The sequence below is a fragment of the Anaeromusa sp. genome (genome assembly GCF_028691475.1).
Classification (GTDB): Bacteria; Bacillota; Negativicutes; order Anaeromusales; family Anaeromusaceae; genus Anaeromusa.
On the sequence record NZ_JAQUZF010000011.1, the window covers coordinates 1 to 19,104 of the forward strand.

The 19,104-nt window shown below is 49.4% G+C and carries 17 protein-coding genes; 14 read left to right on the forward strand and 3 right to left on the reverse strand.

Features of this window, described 5'->3' with window-relative positions:
* Positions 1-346 precede the first annotated feature (346 nt).
* The 12 genes from PHF27_RS03015 (at position 347) to PHF27_RS03065 (ending at position 13,898) form a co-directional block, all read left to right on the forward strand.
* Positions 347-826 carry a MarR family transcriptional regulator gene (locus PHF27_RS03015; RefSeq protein WP_300065818.1) on the forward strand — a complete coding sequence of 160 codons (480 nt, stop codon included), beginning with the start codon at positions 347-349 and terminating at the stop codon, positions 824-826.
* A gap of 54 nt (positions 827-880) precedes the next feature.
* Positions 881-2,050 carry an ArsA family ATPase gene (locus tag PHF27_RS03020; protein WP_300065820.1) on the forward strand — a complete coding sequence of 390 codons (1,170 nt, stop codon included), beginning with the start codon at positions 881-883 and terminating at the stop codon, positions 2,048-2,050.
* Between the two features lie 13 nt (positions 2,051-2,063).
* Positions 2,064-2,444 carry a hypothetical protein gene (locus PHF27_RS03025; RefSeq protein ID WP_300065822.1) on the forward strand — a complete coding sequence of 127 codons (381 nt, stop codon included), beginning with the start codon at positions 2,064-2,066 and terminating at the stop codon, positions 2,442-2,444.
* 92 nt (positions 2,445-2,536) lie between these two features.
* Entirely contained in the window at positions 2,537-3,358 is an 822-nt protein-coding gene (locus PHF27_RS03030) for a hypothetical protein (protein ID WP_300065824.1), read from the forward strand.
* An 88-nt stretch (positions 3,359-3,446) separates the two neighbouring features.
* Positions 3,447-4,154, forward strand: coding sequence for a Bax inhibitor-1/YccA family protein (locus tag PHF27_RS03035; RefSeq protein WP_300065826.1), 708 nt, complete (start codon positions 3,447-3,449; stop codon positions 4,152-4,154).
* Between the two features lie 515 nt (positions 4,155-4,669).
* Complete coding sequence (gene kdpF, locus PHF27_RS14310; protein ID WP_071595756.1) at positions 4,670-4,753, forward strand: K(+)-transporting ATPase subunit F; 84 nt, start codon at positions 4,670-4,672, stop codon at positions 4,751-4,753.
* 1 nt (position 4,754) lies between these two features.
* Positions 4,755-6,446 carry a potassium-transporting ATPase subunit KdpA gene (kdpA, locus tag PHF27_RS03040; RefSeq protein WP_300065828.1) on the forward strand — a complete coding sequence of 564 codons (1,692 nt, stop codon included), beginning with the start codon at positions 4,755-4,757 and terminating at the stop codon, positions 6,444-6,446.
* Positions 6,447-6,477: 31 nt separating this feature from the next.
* Positions 6,478-8,505: a potassium-transporting ATPase subunit KdpB gene (kdpB, locus tag PHF27_RS03045; protein ID WP_300065830.1), complete on the forward strand. Its 2,028-nt coding sequence runs from the start codon at positions 6,478-6,480 to the stop codon at positions 8,503-8,505.
* Between the two features lie 22 nt (positions 8,506-8,527).
* Complete coding sequence (gene kdpC / locus PHF27_RS03050) at positions 8,528-9,091, forward strand: potassium-transporting ATPase subunit KdpC (protein ID WP_300065832.1); 564 nt, start codon at positions 8,528-8,530, stop codon at positions 9,089-9,091.
* Between the two features lie 25 nt (positions 9,092-9,116).
* Entirely contained in the window at positions 9,117-11,822 is a 2,706-nt protein-coding gene (locus PHF27_RS03055) for a sensor histidine kinase KdpD (protein WP_300065834.1), read from the forward strand.
* On the forward strand, positions 11,819-12,514 hold the full coding sequence (locus PHF27_RS03060) for a response regulator (protein ID WP_300065836.1): 696 nt from the start codon (positions 11,819-11,821) through the stop codon (positions 12,512-12,514). Before PHF27_RS03055 ends, PHF27_RS03060 begins: the two co-directional genes overlap by 4 nt.
* Positions 12,515-12,902: 388 nt before the next feature.
* On the forward strand, positions 12,903-13,898 hold the full coding sequence (locus PHF27_RS03065) for a hypothetical protein (RefSeq protein ID WP_300065838.1): 996 nt from the start codon (positions 12,903-12,905) through the stop codon (positions 13,896-13,898).
* A gap of 120 nt (positions 13,899-14,018) precedes the next feature.
* Here the strand turns inward: PHF27_RS03065 and PHF27_RS03070 are convergent, their stop codons facing one another.
* Complete coding sequence (locus PHF27_RS03070) at positions 14,019-14,927, reverse strand: TIGR01777 family oxidoreductase (RefSeq protein WP_300065840.1); 909 nt, start codon at positions 14,925-14,927, stop codon at positions 14,019-14,021.
* A 95-nt stretch (positions 14,928-15,022) separates the two neighbouring features.
* Positions 15,023-16,039, reverse strand: coding sequence for an alpha-hydroxy-acid oxidizing protein (locus PHF27_RS03075; RefSeq protein WP_300065842.1), 1,017 nt, complete (start codon positions 16,037-16,039; stop codon positions 15,023-15,025).
* Positions 16,040-16,215: 176 nt separating this feature from the next.
* On the opposite strand from PHF27_RS03075, the gene PHF27_RS03080 reads away from it, so the two are divergent.
* Positions 16,216-17,034, forward strand: a complete 819-nt coding sequence (locus tag PHF27_RS03080) for a C39 family peptidase (RefSeq protein ID WP_300065844.1) — start codon at positions 16,216-16,218, stop codon at positions 17,032-17,034.
* 132 nt (positions 17,035-17,166) lie between these two features.
* Here the strand turns inward: PHF27_RS03080 and purB are convergent, their stop codons facing one another.
* Positions 17,167-18,522 carry an adenylosuccinate lyase gene (gene purB, locus PHF27_RS03085; RefSeq protein ID WP_300065847.1) on the reverse strand — a complete coding sequence of 452 codons (1,356 nt, stop codon included), beginning with the start codon at positions 18,520-18,522 and terminating at the stop codon, positions 17,167-17,169.
* Between the two features lie 204 nt (positions 18,523-18,726).
* Here purB and PHF27_RS03090 point away from each other — a divergent pair, with 204 nt between their 5' ends.
* Positions 18,727-19,098, forward strand: a complete 372-nt coding sequence (locus tag PHF27_RS03090) for an arsenate reductase family protein (protein WP_300065849.1) — start codon at positions 18,727-18,729, stop codon at positions 19,096-19,098.
* Positions 19,099-19,104: the final 6 nt, after the last annotated feature.

Below are 19,104 nucleotides of genomic sequence, written 5' to 3' on the forward strand. Positions count from 1 at the left end.
GGATTATGTAGCTGCTGCCAACAGCATGGGCTTCCATAGCCCAGTTCAGGCGCAGCGCAACTTAGGCCAGGCTCTTGACTTGTCGTACAAGGCCATTGAAAAGGCGAATCAGGCGGCAGGACGAGGCGGGTTCTAGAAGCTTCGTTCAACAGAGAGAAAGATTGGTGTATAATCTTAAATGATATAAAAGCAGGCCCTGCATTTTTGCGGGGCCTGCTTTTGCTTTATTGCAGAGCTCCATGCTTTTTTCGAGAGTTTGTAGATACAACTTGACAAAGAAGAAACTTGTCGATATATTTTACTTAACGAATATTTCGCATATCGAAATAAATGGAAGGTGATAAAAATGGAATATAGTTCGGCTATGTATGAGTTCTTTTTGGAAAACATACAAAAAATTATGCTTCCTGAAGAGCTGATTGAGATTGGTTTGAGACTTTCGCGTTTTGAGTTGGTTGCGTTGTTGGTGGTGGAGAAACAGCAAGGCCTTCCCATGAGTCCATTGGCGCAGCGTCTTGGCATTCCCATGAGTACGGCTACTGGTGTGGTGGACCGGTTGGTGAAGATGGGCCTGCTGAAACGGGATCGTCAAGAAGATGATCGGCGGGTGGTAGTTGTCTTTCTTACTGATGAGGGGAAAAAGTTGGCGGGGACGATTCAAAAACAGTTTCATTCTATTTGGAGTCGAGTTCGCTCTTTTATTACTGAAGAAGAATTTGAAACCGCATTAGCGATTCTGAAGAAAATCGTTGCCGGTTTTCAAAAGGAATCGTTGGAAACAACGACTGTGAAACCTACGCTAAGAAAACAGATTGAAATCCAATGAAAAAATTTTAAGCAGATATTTCGATATGCGAAATAATAAAGGGGTGATAGAAAGTTGCGAATTCTTCTTTATACCGGTAAAGGCGGCGTTGGTAAGACAAGCATTGCAGCGGCGACCGCTGTCAGTATAGCAGCAGGCGGTAAAAAGACGATGATTGTCAGCACCGATGCGGCCCATAGTCTTGGTGACGCGCTGGAAATGGAGGTAACGGACAAGCCAACCAAAGTACAGGAAAATTTGTGGGCTCAGGAAATTTCCGTACTGACAAGTACGGAAAAGAGCTGGGGGAAAATACAGAGATATTTTGCGGAACTTTTGATTTCGCAAAATATTAGCAGTGTATCAGCGGATGAACTCCTTGTATTTCCGGGGCTGGAAGAGCTATTTTGCTTATTGGAAATTCTCAAGCATTGTCAGGGGGGGGAGTATGAGACGGTAATTATTGATTGCGCTCCTACCGGTGAAACTATCCGCTTGCTTAGCTTTCCAGAAGTGTTAACTTGGTGGTTGGAAAAAATATTTCCTTTGGAAAAACGCTTGTTGAAGGTAGCGCGTCCTTTATCTAAGCCTTTGCTTGGAATTCCTTTACCGCCTGAGGATGCATTGGACAGCATTGCGCAATTGGTTCGACAATTGCAAGAAGCGCAGCAGATGCTGACGGATCAGAATCTGACTTCTGTCCGTATTGTGATGAACCCGGAAAAGATCGTCATCAAGGAAGCGGCGAGAAGTTTTATGTATTTGAATTTATACGGCTTCCATGTGGATGCTGTTATCGTTAATAAGGTGCTTCCGGAAGAAGGCTGCGGCAGCTATTTTTTGCAATGGCGAGAGCTTCAAAAAACGTATGTTGCCCAGATCCAAGAACAGTTTAGCCCTGTACCTGTTTTTAAGGTTCCTCTCTTTGGAGAGGAAGTTACCGGCGTTTCTGCTTTGAGGAACATGGGGAACCTGTGTTTTCAAGGGCGAGATTCGACAGAGCGGTTTTATTGCGGCCAGGCGCAGCGATTAAAGCAGGAGAAGGATCAGTTTGTAATGGAATTAGCACTTCCTTTCGTTAGTAAAGGAGAGATGGCTTTATCGCAGCAAGGAGAGGAGCTAACGTTTCGAATTGGCGGCTATAAGCGTAATATTTGCCTACCGCGAAAATTAATAGGACGTGAAGTTGTTGGAGCCAATTTGGAGGATGGCGTGTTGGCGATAAAGTTTGGTGATAGGGGATGAGGAGTTGAGCAGTATGAGTGTGGCATTGGTGCTTGCCGGAGGGGTTTATCATTTGTTCTTTGGATTCTTTCATGCAGCTTTTTGGAAGATGAAGCCTTTTAATTGGCGTGAAGAACTGCCAGTGATGTCTCCTGTCAATCGTTTTGTGATTCAGGGAATGAATATTGCAGTAATAACCTTTATGTTTCTGATCGCGTATGTCAGCATGCGACATACGGGGGAGCTTTTGACGACTCCCTTGGGAAAGACAATTCTTATGGGTACTGCCATTTTCTGGCTGGTTCGTCTTGTTGTTGAGTTTACTCTTAAGGAGCGCGGTGCGGCCAATTCTTTGCTGATTATCGCCTTTATAATTGGAACGTTGTTATATGTGCTACCCGTTATGCTTATGTAATAAGTTGGGTCGCTTGTAGTTTCTGTTTGTGGTCAAGTTTTGAGAAAGTACGTGACGCGATAAATCTGCGGTGCAGGAAGAAAGGAATTATTATGAGAGAAAAAATAAGATATGTTAGCATTATTGCTTTGGCTATAACTCTCTGTATGGTTCTTCATATGAGTATACCAGTAGAATTGGCGACTGAAACCTCTGCGGACGATTTGAGCATAGTGGCGGCATGGTTGGGCTTTCCATTGACTGCATTATTATGGGCTAGCATAGCATACAGTTGCGTAGCTCTAGTTTTTCATTTTACGAGAATCAGTGTTTCTGAAAACCGAGCGATTTGGGAAATGAAATTCGGTATCTTCATAGGAGTTTTGTGGTTGCTGGGCTATGTTATGGCCATGCCTAAGTTTGGAAATTCATTTTATAAGGAGTTAGCCGGAGGTCTTTGTGATGCTATTCCAGTAGTTGTAATGGTGGCTTTGTTAGGCCGATTTACAAATTCAGCTAACAAGGGTAGGTGCTGTAAAAGAAAACCCTTTATAGGCATTGTTGTTTTTGGCACGGTGTTTTTCGTAATAAGAATGATGGCTTATCATATAAATGCAATTGATATTGGTTTTTGGATAAACTCTATGTATTCTTCTTTATGGACTATTGCTATGGGGATTTTCTTGGGAGTTCTTTATGTCATATTAGGAGAAACGATGGCTATGCCTTCAGTAGCTGGTAGTGCAGTTAAATTTGGATGTTTTTTATTTGGAGTAACATGGGGAAGTTTTATTCTGTTTTTTCCTTTGATGCTCAAGGGGCAATTGCTTAATACCGTTTTTATGGGTTTTCTTGATATGCTGGCTGTGGTTATTTCTTACTATTGTTCTGAAAAGCTACACCATGTTTTAAACAGTAGCAAATTTTGTCGGTGAAATTTTATTTTTACAAACTAGGATTTGCTTTTAGAAGCAAGCAATGTGGTATAATAAAGCTCACATTGACATAAAGGAGATGAATAAAATGGCAAATCCTGTCATTTCAAAAGTAAAAGCGCTTCACAGTTACAGTGGCGAAACGGCCACCTACGCAGGGGTAGCGGTAAAGAGTCTTTCGCTGGTTGGTATTGCTCTCGTTTCGGCGGCGGCTACTTGGTCTATGGGATATGCAAATTCCATTACGGCCATGGTAACGGCCATCATGGGCCTGATCACTGCCTTCGCGATCAGCTTTCGCCCGCAATGGGCCGGCTTTCTCTCGCCGCTCTATGCCATCTTGGAAGGCATGTTCTTAGCATCCATATCCGCCATGTTTGCCCGGGTGTATCACGGTATTGTTTTGCAGGCGGTGATGATCACCTTGGGTATAGCCGTGAGTTCGGCGCTGATTTACGCCAAAGGCTATGTGAAGGTAAACGAAGGCTTTATGCGTGCGACGATGATGGCTACTATGGGTATCGCCATTACGTATTTTATTGAGTTCGTATTGAGCTTTTTCGGCATCCGCATTCCCATGATTCATCAGGGCGGCATCGTCGGCATCTTGTTTAGCCTGGTTGTGATTGGCATCGCTACGATGAACCTGTTTGTTGATTACGAGCAGATCCAGCAGAGCGTTCGTCAGGGCATGCCGAAAGAGTACGAATGGTTTTGCGCCTTTGGCCTTTTGGTGACGTTGGTGTGGCTCTACATTGAGGTCTTGAATCTGTTGCGGAAGTTGAAAGACGAATAAGCTGCAGCTGTGATTCCTTAAAACTTAATCAAGCCTAGATTTAAAGCTAAGAAGTACTTCACTTTGGTGAACTGCTTCTTAGCTTTTTTATCTATGCCGAATTTATAAGGGATAGGAGCTTCTGTGTAAACGGCGGCATAACTGTATTTGAGACAAGATTTCCGCGCGACTCGCAAAAAGAGGAGTCGACGGCAGTTCCGCGAACTCGCTGGCGCTCAGACATACGAAACTTTTCTCCGTCGCCTCCTCTTCTTGCGTCCTGCGGACCGTCTTGCTCCAATAAAAGTCTCAAATACAGTCACGGCCGCCGTAGCCTCATTCGTTCATTCAATTTACTCCATCTATTCCTATTCAATCCACTCCCTCTGGCTCTGTTACTCTGTGTTCGGTCCTTATCTGGTGTTCATCCCCTGCCAATTTTTATATTTTTTTTATACGCAGCCCTGCGTTTTTGACACTATTTTGAAAGGCATCAGGAGTACAATCAAAGTAAGAAAAGACAAGGGGGCGTTTATATGGAATGGTGGCTGGGCGCTGCAGTAAGCGCGGCTTTGTTTGTCTATTTGTTTTATGCTTTATGGAAGCCGGAGGATTTTTAAGATGTGGTACGATCTGATTTTAGTAAGCTTGTTTTTGGTAGTTTTGTTGACGCTTGCGTGGCCTTTAGGACATTACCTGGTTCGCGTTTTTCAGCAGGAGGCTACGTTGTTGGATCGAGTTCTGCTTCCTGTTGAAAAAATCATCTACCAAGCAAGCGGGATTCAGCCGCAGGAGGATATGACCTGGCAGCGTTACGCAGGATCTTTAGTTGGTTTTAATCTGCTGGGTTGTGCGGTTGTTTTTGCTTTGCAGCTGCTGCAAGGTTCTTTGCCCTTGAATCCTCAAGGCTTGTCTGACGTAGAGTCGTGGCCGTTGGCCTTTAATACGGCGGTCAGCTTTATGACCAATACCAATTGGCAAGCCTATAGCGGCGAAAGTACGCTATCCTATTTGACGCAGATGCTGGCATTAACAGTGCAGAATTTTCTTTCCGCCGCGACGGGCCTCGCTGTGGCTGTGGCTCTGATTCGGGGGCTGCAGCGGCAGGAGGAAAAAGGCATCGGCAACTTCTGGGTGGATGTGACGCGAAGCGTGCTGTGGGTTTTGCTGCCCCTTTCTTTTGTTTTGGCGTTGGTGTTGGTGCAGCAAGGGGTTATCCAGAACCTAGCTGCTTATGTACAGGCTGTGACGCTGGAAGGGGCGGAGCAAATTCTGCCAATGGGGCCGGTAGCTTCGCAAGAAGCCATCAAGCTGTTGGGAACCAATGGCGGCGGCTTCTTCAACGCCAATTCAGCGCATCCTTTTGAAAACCCTACCGCCATTACCAACTTTTTAGAAATGGTGGCTATCTTCTTGCTGCCGACGTCTTTAGTGTTTTGCTACGGCTTTTGGTGCGGCAATGTTCGGCAGGGCTACGCTATTTTGGGTGCGATGCTAACTTTGTTTGTGCTGTTCTTTAGCGTCCTGTACGCCAGCGAACAGGCGGGAAATCCGAGTTTGGCGGCGTGGGGGCTGTCGGGGCCGACGGCCATGGAAGGAAAAGAAGTTCGCTTTGGCCTAGGAGGTTCTTCGTTGTTTGCCACAATTACGACTGCCGCTTCTTGCGGCGCCGTCAATGCCATGCATGACAGCCTGACTCCCTTGGGTGGGATGGCGGCGCTGCTGCAAATGCTGATTGGCGAAGTTGTCATTGGCGGCGTGGGAGCGGGTTTTTACGGCATGCTATGCTTTGTGCTGCTGACGGTATTTATCGTGGGGCTCATGGTGGGGCGCACGCCGGAGTATTTGGGCAAAAAAATTGAGGCCTATGAAATGAAAATGGTGGTGTTGGCGGTGCTGATTCCGGCGTTGACGGTTCTTTTTGGCACGATGACGGCAGTGCTGACACAAGTCGGGGTGGCAGGCGTTTTAAACGAAGGCCCCCATGGGTTCAGTGAGATTCTTTACGCCTTTGCTTCGGCTGCAGGGAATAACGGCAGCGCCTTTGCCGGTTTGAGTGCGGACAGTCTTTTTTACAATGTGATTTTGGCGACGGCTATGCTGCTGGGTCGCTTTGGCGTAATTTTACCGATTCTGGCGGTTGCAGGCAGTTTGGCCCGTAAAAAAGCAGTGCCCGTTTCGGCAGGTACGTTTACTACGGATCAGCCATTATTTTCCCTGTTGCTTATGGGAGTTATCCTTATTGTCGGGGCCTTGACTTTTTTGCCGGCCCTGGTGCTAGGGCCGGTTGTGGAGCAAATGCTGCTGTGGTAAAAGAGCGCGGCGCAAAAAGGAGGAATAAGTCGTGAAGAAAGCACAAGGCTTTAGCCGGCAGCTACTCATAGATGCCATATGGCAGGCTTTTTATAAAATGAATCCCAAGGTGCAGCTTCGCAATCCGGTTATGTTTTTAGTCTGGGTAGGCTGTGCGTTGACGACGATGTTACTGCTGGACCGATTATATGTTGGTGATACGGAAGTGTTTTATGAGCTGCAAATTATTATATGGCTCTGGTTTACGGTGTTTTTCGCTAATTTTGCCGAAGCGGTCGCCGAAGGGCGTGGCAAAGCGCAGGCTAATGCGTTAAGAGGAACGCGTGGGCAGACGCCAGCGAAACGTTGGGAGAATGGAGACTGGAAGGCGGTGGATGCTGCCTCGCTTCGCAAGGGGGACGTCATTTATGTGGAAGCAGGCGATACGATTCCTAGTGACGGCGAAATTTTAGAAGGTATGGCAACGGTGGATGAAAGCGCCATTACTGGAGAATCGGCGCCGGTCATCCGCGAGTCCGGCGGTGATCGATCTTCGGTGACGGGGGGCACCCGGATTTTGTCGGATTGGCTGAAGGTGAAAGTCAGCGTTAATCCGGGGGAAACTTTTTTGGACCGCATGATTTCTTTAGTGGAAGGGGCCAAACGAGGTAAGACGCCTAACGAGATTGCTTTGACCATTTTGCTGATTGGTTTGACGATTATCTTTTTGGCAGTGGTGGTCACGCTCCAGCCGTTTGCTCTTTATGCCAAGACCAGTCTTTCGCTGACGACGCTGGTCGCTCTTTTGGTCTGCCTGATTCCGACCACCATTGGCGGGCTGTTGTCCGCCATCGGCATTGCCGGTATGGATCGACTGCTGCAGCGCAATGTGCTGGCGATGTCAGGGCGGGCTATTGAGGCGGCAGGGGATGTCAATGTGCTGCTTTTAGACAAGACCGGCACGATTACCTTGGGCAATCGGATGGCGACACAGTTTTTGCCTGCGCCGGGCGTCAAAGAAGAAGAATTGGCCGATGCAGCACAGCTTGCGTCGCTGGCGGATGAAACGCCGGAAGGGCGGAGCATTGTGGTGCTGGCGAAAGAGCGCTTTAATTTGCGCGAACGAGACTTAACGGGTCTAAGCGCGGAATTTGTCCCCTTTACAGCGCAGACGCGGATGAGCGGGGTGAATGTTCAGGGCCGGGAGATTCGAAAGGGCGCTGTACAAGCTATGGTAGACCACATTCGGGTCTGTGGAGGAAAGTGGCCGGCGGAAGTTGTGAAGACGGCGGAAGCGATTGCCAACAAGGGGGGCACGCCGCTGGTAGTGGCGGACGATAAAAAAGTGCTGGGCGTAGTGTATCTAAAAGACGTGGTCAAGGGCGGCATTCGCGAACGCTTTCAGGAATTACGGCGTATGGGCATCAAGACTGTCATGATTACCGGCGATAATCAGCTTACGGCGGCGGCCATTGCGGCGGAAGCCGGGGTGGATGATTTTCTGGCGGAAGCTACGCCGGAAGACAAGCTGGCGTTGATTCGCTCGTATCAACAGCAAGGCATGCTTGTGGCCATGACCGGGGACGGAACGAATGACGCTCCGGCGCTGGCTCAAGCCGATGTGGGCGTGGCTATGAACAGCGGCACCCAAGCGGCGAAAGAAGCAGGCAATATGGTGGACATGGACAGCAATCCGACCAAACTCATTGAAGTGGTGGAAATCGGCAAACAGCTGCTGATGACAAGAGGATCGCTGACCACCTTCAGTATTGCTAATGACGTGGCTAAGTATTTTGCCATCATTCCGGCGTTGTTTATGGGGACGTATCCAACGTTGGGCGAGTTGAATATTATGGGACTGGCTACGCCCCAAAGCGCGGTACTAAGCGCCGTTATCTTTAATGCCTTGATTATCATAGCGCTGATTCCCTTGGCTTTGCGAGGAGTTGCCTACCGTCCAGAGGGAGCTGCGGCAGTGTTGCGACGCAACTTGCTTTTATACGGCGGCGGCGGCTTGGTGGTTCCTTTCCTAGGGATCAAAGTGATTGACTGCATCTTGAGTCTGCTGGGTGTAGCCTAGGCAGGAGGAAGGCGGGAGGAAAATGATTAGTATCTTGAAAACAAGTGCAAGGCTGCTGTTCATTCTGACCTTTTTAACCGGGTGTGCGTACCCCCTGGTTTTAACTGGTTTGGCCCAGGCAATCTTTCCAGAACAGGCCCGGGGAAGTCTAATAGTAGAAGGTGGTCATGTACGCGGCTCGCTGCTAATCGGACAATCTTTTCAAAGCGAACGCTATTTTCATGGACGGCCATCGGCAGGGGACTATGACGGTTTGCTTTCAGGCGGCTCGAATGCAGGCCCCTTAGCGTCCAAACTGCGTGAGGAAGTCGGGCAGCGGGCGATGCAGGTGCGGCAGATGGAAAAATTGACCTCGCAGCAGCCCGTTCCTGCGGATTTGGTTACCGCTTCCGCCAGCGGCTTAGACCCGCATATTTCGACGGAAGCGGCCCTTCTGCAGGTGAAGCGCGTCGCTCAGACGAGGGGACTGTCGCTGCAGCAGGTAGAAACGCTGGTGTATGAAACCTTGGAAGAGCGGCATGGCGGATTTCTCGGTGAACGCCGGGTAAATGTGCTAAAATTAAACCAAAAGCTAGACAGGGTTTAAAAATAAAACCATAGAGGCTGAAGACATGAAGCAAGAGCTCGAAAGAAAAAAACCGGAAGACTGGCTGGAACAGATTGCTCGGGAAAAAAAAGGCGAACTGACGGTGTTCTTAGGTGCGTCGGCAGGGGTCGGAAAAACCTATGCCATGTTGGAAACCGCTCATGAACGGTTGTTGGAAGGCCAAAACGTCATTGTTGGCTGGATCGAGACGCATGGCCGGAAGGAAACGGAGAAATTGGCGGCCGGCATTCCTAAAACAGAGCCGAAAAAAATAGTCTATCGGGAACGGGAATGGCTGGAAATGGATGTGGACGCGATTGTGGCGCTGCATCCGGATATTGTTTTAGTGGATGAACTGGCGCACACGAACATTCCTGGCAGCCGTTACGTACGGCGTTTTCAAGATGTGGAAGAATTGTTGGCTGCTGGTATAGACGTCTATACGACGCTCAACATTCAGCATATTGAAAGCCTGAATGATGTGGTGGCCAAAATTACGGGCGTTGTTGTTCGCGAAACTGTGCCGGACTCCATTGTCGAACAGGCGGCTATGGTGGAACTCATTGACCTGCCGCCGGAGAAGCTGCTCAAACGTTTGCATGAAGGGAAAGTATATGTAGCGGAGCAGGCGCAGCAGGCAGTACGCAAGTTTTTTCGTCCAGGGAATCTAAATGCGCTGCGCGAACTGGCGCTGCGCTATACGGCTCGCTGGGTGGATCAGGATTTGAGTGCTTATATGCGGGCCCATGGCATTCCCGGGCCGTGGCCTGCAGCGGACCGGGTCATGGTTTGCGTCAGCGCCAGTCCTTTTTCAGCGGAGCTGGTTCGAGCGGCGAAACGTCTGGCGGACGGTTTGCAGGCGGAATGGCTGGCGGTATATGTAGAAAGCTCTTCACAGCGAGCGGCTCTTGGCGATGAAGAGAGCGCCCGGGTCAGTCGAAACTTGAAGCTGGCAGAGGAACTAGGAGCTAAAATTATAACTGTTGTGAGTTCAGAACCGGCTGAAGAAATATTATCGTTGGCCAAAAATCACAACATAACGGCTATTGTTGTTGGGAAAACCCGTAAAACAGCCTGGTGGCAGCGTTGGCAAGGCTCTATTGTCGACGAGATTTTGCGGGGAAGCGCAGGGTTCAGCGTGCATGTTATTCAGGCGGAGGACGAAAAGGTCAAAGTACCTGTTATTGCGATAAAACATCCTTTGACGCCTTTTGCCTGGCAAGAACATGGTAAGGCCATTTCCTTAGTGGCCTTGGTGACGGCGGCGCTTTGGCTGCTTCGCGAACAGATAGATGCTGCCAGTATTGTACTCATCTACCAACTGCCTACGTTATTAAGCGCCTTCTGGTGGGGGCGCTGGGAGGCTTATAGCAGCGCTGTTGCCAGCGTGCTGGTCTTTGACTATCTTTTTGTGGAACCTGTTTTTACCTTTGCTGTTTCTGATATCAAACATCTGTGGAGCTTTCTTGCCTTTTGGGGGTTGGCTGTCGTTATTGGCCGGCGGACGGAGCGAATGCGCCTGGATCTGAAATTGTCTCGGCAACGGGAAAAAAGCACGCGTTTTTTATATGAATTTAGCAGTGAGATGGCTGGTACCGTGGAGAAAAACGTAGTGGCGGAGCGACTTTCTTTGCAGGTGGCGGAGACGTTGGGGCGGGAGACCTTGGTGTTTTTGCCGGTGAAAGAGCGCTTGGAGTTGTGGGCGCGCCACAGCGGCGAGCGCAGCCGGCCAGGTCTGAATTTGAATCCGCCGGAAGCTGCGGAAATGGCGGTTGCTAACTGGTGTTTTGAGCATGGGCAAGCGGCAGGGCGGGCGACGGAAATTCTGCCTAGCGCCGCTTATTTGCATGTGCCCCTGCGGAGCCAGGAGCGGGTAATGGGTGTTTTTAGCGTGCGCTTAAATGAAAGCAAGGTTACGCAGGAAGAGCGGCGGCTGATTGACGCATGGGCGGCTTTAGCGGCGCTTACGCTGGAACGGGCTTCATTGGCGGAAGAAGCGCGCAAGGCCGCTCTTTGGAGCGAGTCGGACCGGTTGCGAACAGCGCTGTTTAATTCGGTGTCTCATGAACTGCGGACGCCCTTAACTTCTATTTTGGGAGCTATCCAGACGCTGCTTCTCTGTCGGGATCGTTGCGATGAGGGGCAGCTCCAGGAAATGTTGCAAGCTATCAGCGAAGGGGCGATGCGCATGGAACGGGTTGTCTCTAATCTGCTGGATACGGCGCGTCTGGAAAGTGGCATGATGCAATTGAAAGCGGACTGGTGCGACGTAGAAGATATTTTGGGGGTGGTGCTGCGCCGTATGGAGGGGGCTGTCCATTCCAGAGAAATTTTAGTCAAAATGGAGCCGGGGCTGCCGATGCTTTGGGGAGACTGCGTTCTCTTGGAACAGGTTATAGTAAATTTGCTGGATAATGCGTGCAAGTACTCGCCAGTTGATACGCCGATTGAAATTTGTGTGTCCAAGGAGGCCGATGAAGTCAAATTAGAAGTGCTGGATCGGGGAACTGGTATGGCGCAGGAGGAGTTAGAGCTGGTTTTCGAGAAGTTTTATCGTGCGTCGCGAACTCATGCTTCGAAGCCTGGCGGGACCGGGTTGGGCCTGTCCATTTGCAAAGGTATTGTGGAGGCGCACCATGGACGAATCGAAGCGGTTAATCGCGAAGCAGGCGGGGCTATTTTCAGGGTCTATTTACCTGTTAAAAAAGAAGAGGAGGCCGTTTCTTTATGACGGAAGGGCAACTTCGAGTTCTGGTTATTGATGATGAGCTGCCGATGCGGAGAATGCTGCGGGTTGCCTTGGAATCCTATGACTATACGGTAGCGGAGGCGGCGGACGGCAAAGAAGGCTTGGTACAAGCGGCCATGCAGCAACCCGACTTAATTCTTTTGGATTTAGGCTTGCCGGATTTAGACGGCAAGGAAATTGTACATCGTCTGCGCGAGTGGACAAAGGCGCCCATTGTCATTTTGTCAGCCCGCGATCAAGAACAAGAGAAAATTGAAGTGCTAGATGCCGGGGCCGATGATTACTTGACTAAGCCCTTTGGCATGGGTGAGTTATTGGCAAGAATGCGTGTATCACTGCGGCGTTCTGGACGGGAGGACAACGGGCCTGCCCTGGTGTGCGGCGCCCTTTGCATGGATGTAGCCTCGCATACCATAACTTTGCAGGGGGAAGAGCTGCATCTAACGCCGACGGAATATACGCTGTTGAAAGTGCTGATACAGAATACGGGAAAAGTGATGACTCATAAACAATTATTGAAGCAAGTATGGGGCGATGCTTATTCTCAAGACACGCATTATGTGCGGGTATATATTGCGCAGTTGCGGCGGAAAATAGAGGCGAACCCCTTGCGGCCTCAGTACATCATTACTGAGTCGGGCGTGGGATATCGGTTTTCTGATCCTGGGGCGTAAAAGATACAACAGTTTTTTTGATGGATACTATAAAATAATCAAACTGTATTGATGGTGTTGACAATGATACAATGAATTTAACAAGTCGTGACGGGCTTGGGGCATCTGTGGCTTTTTGGCGCGGATGTGTCTCCCCTCTGCGCGGATGCTTGAAAAGCAAGGCAGATCGCCTTGTGATTTCTCAAGTAACTGCTGCGCGTTTTGTTGCTTGGCGTTCAACAATTACATTGGAGAAGGCTGATAGCGACAGGCTCCCTGAGATGCAGGGGGCGTTTTTTTTGTTTAAAGAGTGCTAGTGTGTTGGGAGAACTTTGCAGGCGAGCAGGGTTTTAAGAACGGTGAAAAGAATGTATGCTTAAATAAAGCAATACAGAGAGGGGGCGAGGCAGTGGAGCAGGATTTTCAGTTGGTTTCTGTTGACGCCGCCAATGCCAAACATGTAGGCGCCGTTTTTCAGTCTGTTTATGGAAATGATTTTCCGATTCAATATGTATATCAGCCAGAGGCCGTGGCCGCAGAAATTGCGGCGGAAAGGCTGACTGCGGTGTTGGCTTTTGATGCGGAGGGACAGCCTGCGGGCTATGTGTCCATGTTTAAAAATGCTCCTAATTTTCAGCTCTGGGAAGTAGGCAATATGGTGGTGAATCCGGTGTATAGGCAAAGCCGTCTATCGTTGCTGTTAGCCAATTGCTGCCAAAGCGCCGAGCTGATGAATATTGCAGGCAGCGACGGTCTATATAGTGAAGCTGTGTGCCACCATTATATGACGCAAGTAGGCAGCGCGAAAGCGGGGATGGCGGATTATGCGCTCGAAATAGATCAGCTGGCTGGTTCTAGTTTTAAAGAGCACTGCGCCGATACGGAACGGATTTCTTGCGTATTTAATTTTATCGAGTATACCAAGCCTTCTTTGCCTACGTATATTCCCAACGTCTATGAAGATATGGCGCGTACCTTGCTGCAGCCTTTAAAAAAGAGAGACATTCTTGCTTCAACAGCAGTGCTGCCGCAGCAAGGAAACTTGCGGCAAGAAGAAAAATATTACGAGTTTGCCGGCACCTGGAAGCTTGCTGTATGGGAAACTGGCGCCACGTGGAGTGAAGACGTGGCAGCGCTCTTGGCGGAAGCGGCGCGCCGGAACGTAGTCAGCCTGCAGGTTGCCGTCAATATGGCGTTGCCGCATCTTGGAGCGGCGGTGGAAGAACTGCGCAAGCAAGGCTTCTTTTTTGGGGGCGTTCTGCCGCGCTGGTTCGGAAGCGACGGGCTTTTGATGCAAGTTGTATTAGGCGGGGAGCCCAATTTTGCAGGAGCTAAGTTATACACCCAGACCGCCCGCACCTTGCGGCAGTACTGCCAGGCGGACTGGGAACTAAGAAAAACCTGAGGGGAACGGGTTTTTGAACAAGAGTAAAGGGAGTAGAGTGAGGGCTCGGGTTGGATTGAACAAGAGAATCGGAGAACCGGAGGGCCAAAAGGAGTGGTACGGTTTTTGTTCTTCTCTTGCTCATTCCTGTGTTTTCGAATCGGGGTACAAGTCCGCCAAGGCGCTGGTGAGATCAGGAAACTGAAATTGAAATCCTTCTGCCAGCAAGCGTTGCGGCAATACCTGCTGATCCGCCAGTAAGATGGCTTCCGCCATTTCGCCTAAAAGGAGTTTGGCTGCTGTACCGGGAAGGCGGGTCCAAGCGGGCTTTTTTAGTTGCTTTCCTAATGAAGCGGCAAATTGGCGCATAGAGATGGGATGAGGACTGGTGAGGTTATAAGCTCCTTGCAGGGAAGAAGAGGTAAGGGCTAACTGCAGAATCTGCAGCAAATCTTGAAGGTGGATCCAGGACAGGTGCTGGTTGCCATTGCCGATAGTTCCACCTACGCCCCAATGAAAGGGAAGCGCCATGCGAGGCAAAGCGCCACCGCTGACGCCAAGAACAACGCCAAAGCGGCAAAGAACCGTTCGTATTCCCAAGCGCTCAGCTTGGAGCGCTGCTTGTTCCCATTGCTGGCAGACGGAAGCCAAAAAATCACTTCCAGGAGAGCTTTCTTCGGTTTGAATGCCTGCTGGCGATATGCCGTAGTAGCCAATCCCGGAGGCGTTTATGAAAACAGAAGGAATGGGGAGCTGTAAATCCTTGGCGCGCTGCAGGGAATCTACCAGAAAACGCGTGGTGTTGAGACGGCTTTCAAGAATGAGGGCTTTGTTTTTTTTATTCCAGCGCTGGCTAATACTGACTCCGGCAAGATTGATGATGCCGGCGATGTCAGATAGTTGTTTGGCGGGAAACAATTCGTTGTTGTTTTGATAGGTAGTAATATCTTGGTGGGATAAGGGAAGAAGCTTAAACTGGCTTTCTTTCAAGAAGCGGAACAGTTCTTTACCGATGAAGCCGCTGCTTCCAGTTACTAAAATTTGTTTCATAGTCATCCCTCCTTGGCATGCTAAAGAATCGGTTAACGATCATTAAAAAAAGGCTGTGCAGAAAGAGTATTCTGCACAGCCTTGCTATTTCACTTCTATTTTCGCACCATATCTTTGGTAATTTCTTTTAAGCTGAAAGCGCCGCACATGGCCATGGTGTCTTTTAGTTCTTCACCCAGTTTTTCAATATAGAGCTTGACGCCTTCGGCTTCGCCGCCATACACGGCGGTAACAAAGGGACGGCAGATGAGTACGCCGTCAGCGCCCAAGGCCAAAGCTTTGAAGATATCCGTACCAGAGCGGATGCCTCCATCTACGAGAATTTTCAGGTCGCTGCCGACGGCGGCTGCAATTTCCGGCAAGACTTCCGCCGTGGCGGGGCATTGATCTAAGACCCGACCTCCGTGATTGGAAACAACAATGGCCGCAGCACCAGCGTCTTTGGCTTTCATAGCACTTTTAATGGTCATAATCCCCTTGACGATGAAGGGGATGCCAGCTAGTTCTGCGATGCGGCGAAGTTCTTCAATGGACTTGCTTCCAGCGGGAGGCGTCATGTTTTTTAGGAAGGGAAGCCCAGCGGCGTCAATATCCATGGCCACAGCGAAAGCGTTGGCTTTCTTTACAAGTGCTAATTTCTCTTGAATGGTATCCAAATTCCAAGGTTTGATAGTAGGTACGCCGCAGCCGCCCGCCTTGGCGATAGCTGCAGTAGCGCCTGCCATGACCTTGGGATCAACGCCGTCGCCGGTAAAGGCGGCAATGCCGTTCTCCTTACAGGCGGAAACGAGAATGTCGTTGTAGGTGGTATCGGTATATTTGTCGCTGTAGTGCATATTAACCGCGCCGACAGGAGCGGCAAAAAAAGGATACTTAAAAGTTTGTCCGAATAGTTCCAGCGTGGTGTTTACCGGTTTGTTTTCGCAAAGGGTATCCATGTTGACACGAAGGTCCTGCCATTTCTGATAGTTGCGGATGGCCGTATCGCCGATGCCTTTGGCGCCGGGACCGGGGATGGTGTTTTTGCAGACAATGCCGTTGCAAACTAGGCAGGCTTTGCAATGGACGCCGATACAGGTGCGGGCGTTTTCGAGAAGTTCTTTGTAAGTCATGTAGGTTCCTCCCTCTTTTTCTCTATGTAGGTTCCTCGCTAAAATGAATCAATACTATTTTTATTATACTGCGCCAGAACAACTTGGTTAAAGAGATTTTGTATAATTGATAAAAATAGTTTTTATTGTATAATTTTTACATAAAAGAAACTGTAAATTAATTGAGGAGAAGATGTATGCGATTAAACCTTTTGAAATCGATAAAGAAAGCGGCTTTTGCGGCAGCTGTGCTGATTTTTTTAGGAACCTCTTTTATAGCGAATCCCGTAAGTTTTGCGGCGGCAGAACGCACGATTCCATATCCGTCGGGCTATGTTGTCGACAAAGAGGGCGCTTCGTCCTTTAAGGGCAGCGGCAATGTGGGAGTATCGCCGTATTTTTCAACGCAAGATTATTATAATTTACAATCGAATAGCCATCTGACGATTTTGTCGCACTATAAGACGTATCAGCAAACGACGGAAATTACTTGCGGTCCAGCAGCGGCCTTGACGGTGCTGGAGCATTTTGAAAATCACGCTTGGGATGAATTAAAGATTGCGACAATCATGGGTACCAAGCCAGAAGTCGGCACCGATACAAAGGGCATGGTGAAATTTTTTAAAGCGATCCATTGGGACGTAACTTCCAGTTTGCAGGCTTCCGGCAAGGATGGCGCAACCTTTGCGAATTACTATGAATTCCGCGATTTTATACTGAAGAATCTGCAGGCTAATACGCCTATTATGGTGGAAAACATTGAGTGGGGCGGACATTGGCGGGTTATCATTGGCTATGACACCATGGGTACGGAGACCGTGGCGGATGACGTCTTGATCATGGCCGACTCGTACGATACGGCGGATCATCAGCAGGACGGCTATGCTGTTAATTCCGCTGTGAAGTTTTACTATATGTGGTTTGACGCTCATATGCTGCCTAAAGGGCTGCAAAACCAGCAATGGCTTGTAGCTAAGCCAGTGGCGAAAGATACGGAACGCAGAGTAACAGAGTAAGCAGAGGGGAACAGAGAAAACAACATAGAAAAGCTCCGCTTTTGCTTGACGCAAAAAGCGGAGCTTTTTTTAAATGCGTTTCCCTCTGGCTTTTCTCTGTACCTCTGTTACTCTGTGTTACGTGCTTTATTTCTAAATGTGCTTGAGCAGAGAAGAAGCGATGCCCACGTATTGCGCTGGTGTCAGGGAAAGCAGGCGCTGCTTGTCAGCGGCCGGCAGATCGACGCTTTCGATAAAGGATTTGATGTCGGTTTCGCTGATGCCTTTGCCGCGGGTAATAGCTTTGAGCTTGTCGTAGGAATTGGCATGGCCGAATTTGCGCATGACCGTTTGTACGGCTTCCGCCAGCACTTCCCAGGCATGATTCAGGTCCGCAGCCAGCGCTTCCTGGTTGACGACGGTTTTCTTCAAGCCCTTTAGGGTGTAGGTAATGGCGATGTGGGAGTGAGCCAGGCCGGTGCCCATGTTGCGCTGCGCCGAGGAATCGCTCAAATCGCGCTGCAAGCGGGAAATGGGAAGCTTGTTGGCCAAATGATCCAGGACCGCGTTGCTCAGACCCAGATTGGCTTCGGAGTTTTCAAAATCAATGGGATTGATCTTATGCGGCATGGTGGAGGAGCCCACTTCGCCGGGGATGGCTTTCTGCTTGAAATAGCCCATCGAAATATACAGCCACATATCGCGGTCGAAATCCAGCAGGATGTTGTTGAACCGGGCCAGCGCATGGAAGGCTTCGGCTACATAATCATGCGATTCGATCTGCGTGGTCAGCGGATTGTAAGTAAGGCCTAAGGATTCCACGAAAGAGCGGGATACTTGCTCCCAATCTACTTCCGGGTAAGCAATGCTGTGGGCGTTGAAGTTGCCTACGGCGCCGTTGAACTTGCCTAAGTACTCCAAAGCGCGGATTTGCTTTAACTGGCGGTTCCAGCGATATACAAAGACGGCCAGTTCTTTGCCGATGGTGGTGGGCGAAGCGGACTGACCATGGGTATGGGCCAGCATGGGAATGTCTTTTTCTTCTTCCGCCATGGCGGATACCATTTTCACCAAAGTTTCAGCAGACGGCAGCCAGACGTCGTTGACGCCGTATTTAAGCATCAGCGCGTAGGACAGATTGTTGATATCCTCAGAGGTGCAGGAGAAGTGGATGAATTCGAGCAAATCTCCCAGGGACATGGCGCCCATGGTTTCGCGCAGGAAGTATTCGACTGCTTTTACATCATGGTTGGTAGTGCGTTCGATTTCTTTGATGCGGAGAGCTTTTTCGTCGTCAAAGGTGGCGACGATGTTGCGCAAGAAAGAAATTTCTTCTGCGGTGAAGGGGCGAATTTCCGCAAAATCTGGGTTAGCGGCCATGGCAATTAACCATTCCACTTCCACATGCACCCGATATTTAATCAAAGCCCATTCGGAAAAATAATCGCCAAAAGGCTGGGTAATCGCTCCGTACCGTCCCTCGAGCGGCGTCAATGATTTAATGCTCATGTTTATACCTCGTTATTTCAAATTTTCATGGACAGCAAATAACCATCTGCTGCGCATATATAGTCTATTGTACTACTAAACGGCTGAGGGAACAATTGCCATCTAAGAAGTGGCTTTGAGAAAATTCCAGAGGCAGGATTTGTTGCGAAAGGCGAGAAAACTGCTTAATAAGCTATTAGGTTAATTTCTGAAGGGGGTCGAAGTATGAACCGTCAATTTATTTGCTATCCCAAGTGCACCACTTGCCAGAAAGCGAAAAAATGGCTGGATGACCAGGGAATAGAGTATGAACAGCGGCATATTAAGGAACAGCATCCAACGGCGGTCGAACTGGAAGCATGGTGGAAGCAAAGCGGTTTGCCTTTGAAGCGCTTTTTCAATACCAGCGGTCTTTTATATAAATCCCTGCAATTAAAGGAAAAACTGCCAACCATGTCGGAAACAGACATGCTGGCCTTATTGGCGACGGATGGCATGCTGGTCAAACGGCCCCTGCTTATTGAGGACGGCAAAGTATTGGTGGGATTTAAGCAGGCGGAATGGGAGCAAGCCAAAGCGGCGGAGGCCGTTGAGTAAGGAGGA

Coding starts and splice junctions, on each gene's coding strand:
- PHF27_RS03015 (WP_300065818.1), top strand. CDS start 347: ATGGAATATAGTTCGGCTATGTATGAGTTCTTTTTGGAAAACATACAA.
- PHF27_RS03025 (WP_300065822.1), top strand. CDS start 2,064: ATGAGTGTGGCATTGGTGCTTGCCGGAGGGGTTTATCATTTGTTCTTT.
- PHF27_RS03030 (WP_300065824.1), top strand. CDS start 2,537: ATGAGAGAAAAAATAAGATATGTTAGCATTATTGCTTTGGCTATAACT.
- PHF27_RS03035 (WP_300065826.1), top strand. CDS start 3,447: ATGGCAAATCCTGTCATTTCAAAAGTAAAAGCGCTTCACAGTTACAGT.
- kdpF (WP_071595756.1), top strand. CDS start 4,670: ATGGAATGGTGGCTGGGCGCTGCAGTAAGCGCGGCTTTGTTTGTCTAT.
- kdpA (WP_300065828.1), top strand. CDS start 4,755: ATGTGGTACGATCTGATTTTAGTAAGCTTGTTTTTGGTAGTTTTGTTG.
- kdpC (WP_300065832.1), top strand. CDS start 8,528: ATGATTAGTATCTTGAAAACAAGTGCAAGGCTGCTGTTCATTCTGACC.
- PHF27_RS03055 (WP_300065834.1), top strand. CDS start 9,117: ATGAAGCAAGAGCTCGAAAGAAAAAAACCGGAAGACTGGCTGGAACAG.
- PHF27_RS03060 (WP_300065836.1), top strand. CDS start 11,819: ATGACGGAAGGGCAACTTCGAGTTCTGGTTATTGATGATGAGCTGCCG.
- PHF27_RS03070 (WP_300065840.1), bottom strand. CDS start 14,927: ATGAAACAAATTTTAGTAACTGGAAGCAGCGGCTTCATCGGTAAAGAA.
- PHF27_RS03075 (WP_300065842.1), bottom strand. CDS start 16,039: ATGACTTACAAAGAACTTCTCGAAAACGCCCGCACCTGTATCGGCGTC.
- PHF27_RS03080 (WP_300065844.1), top strand. CDS start 16,216: ATGCGATTAAACCTTTTGAAATCGATAAAGAAAGCGGCTTTTGCGGCA.
- purB (WP_300065847.1), bottom strand. CDS start 18,522: ATGAGCATTAAATCATTGACGCCGCTCGAGGGACGGTACGGAGCGATT.
- PHF27_RS03090 (WP_300065849.1), top strand. CDS start 18,727: ATGAACCGTCAATTTATTTGCTATCCCAAGTGCACCACTTGCCAGAAA.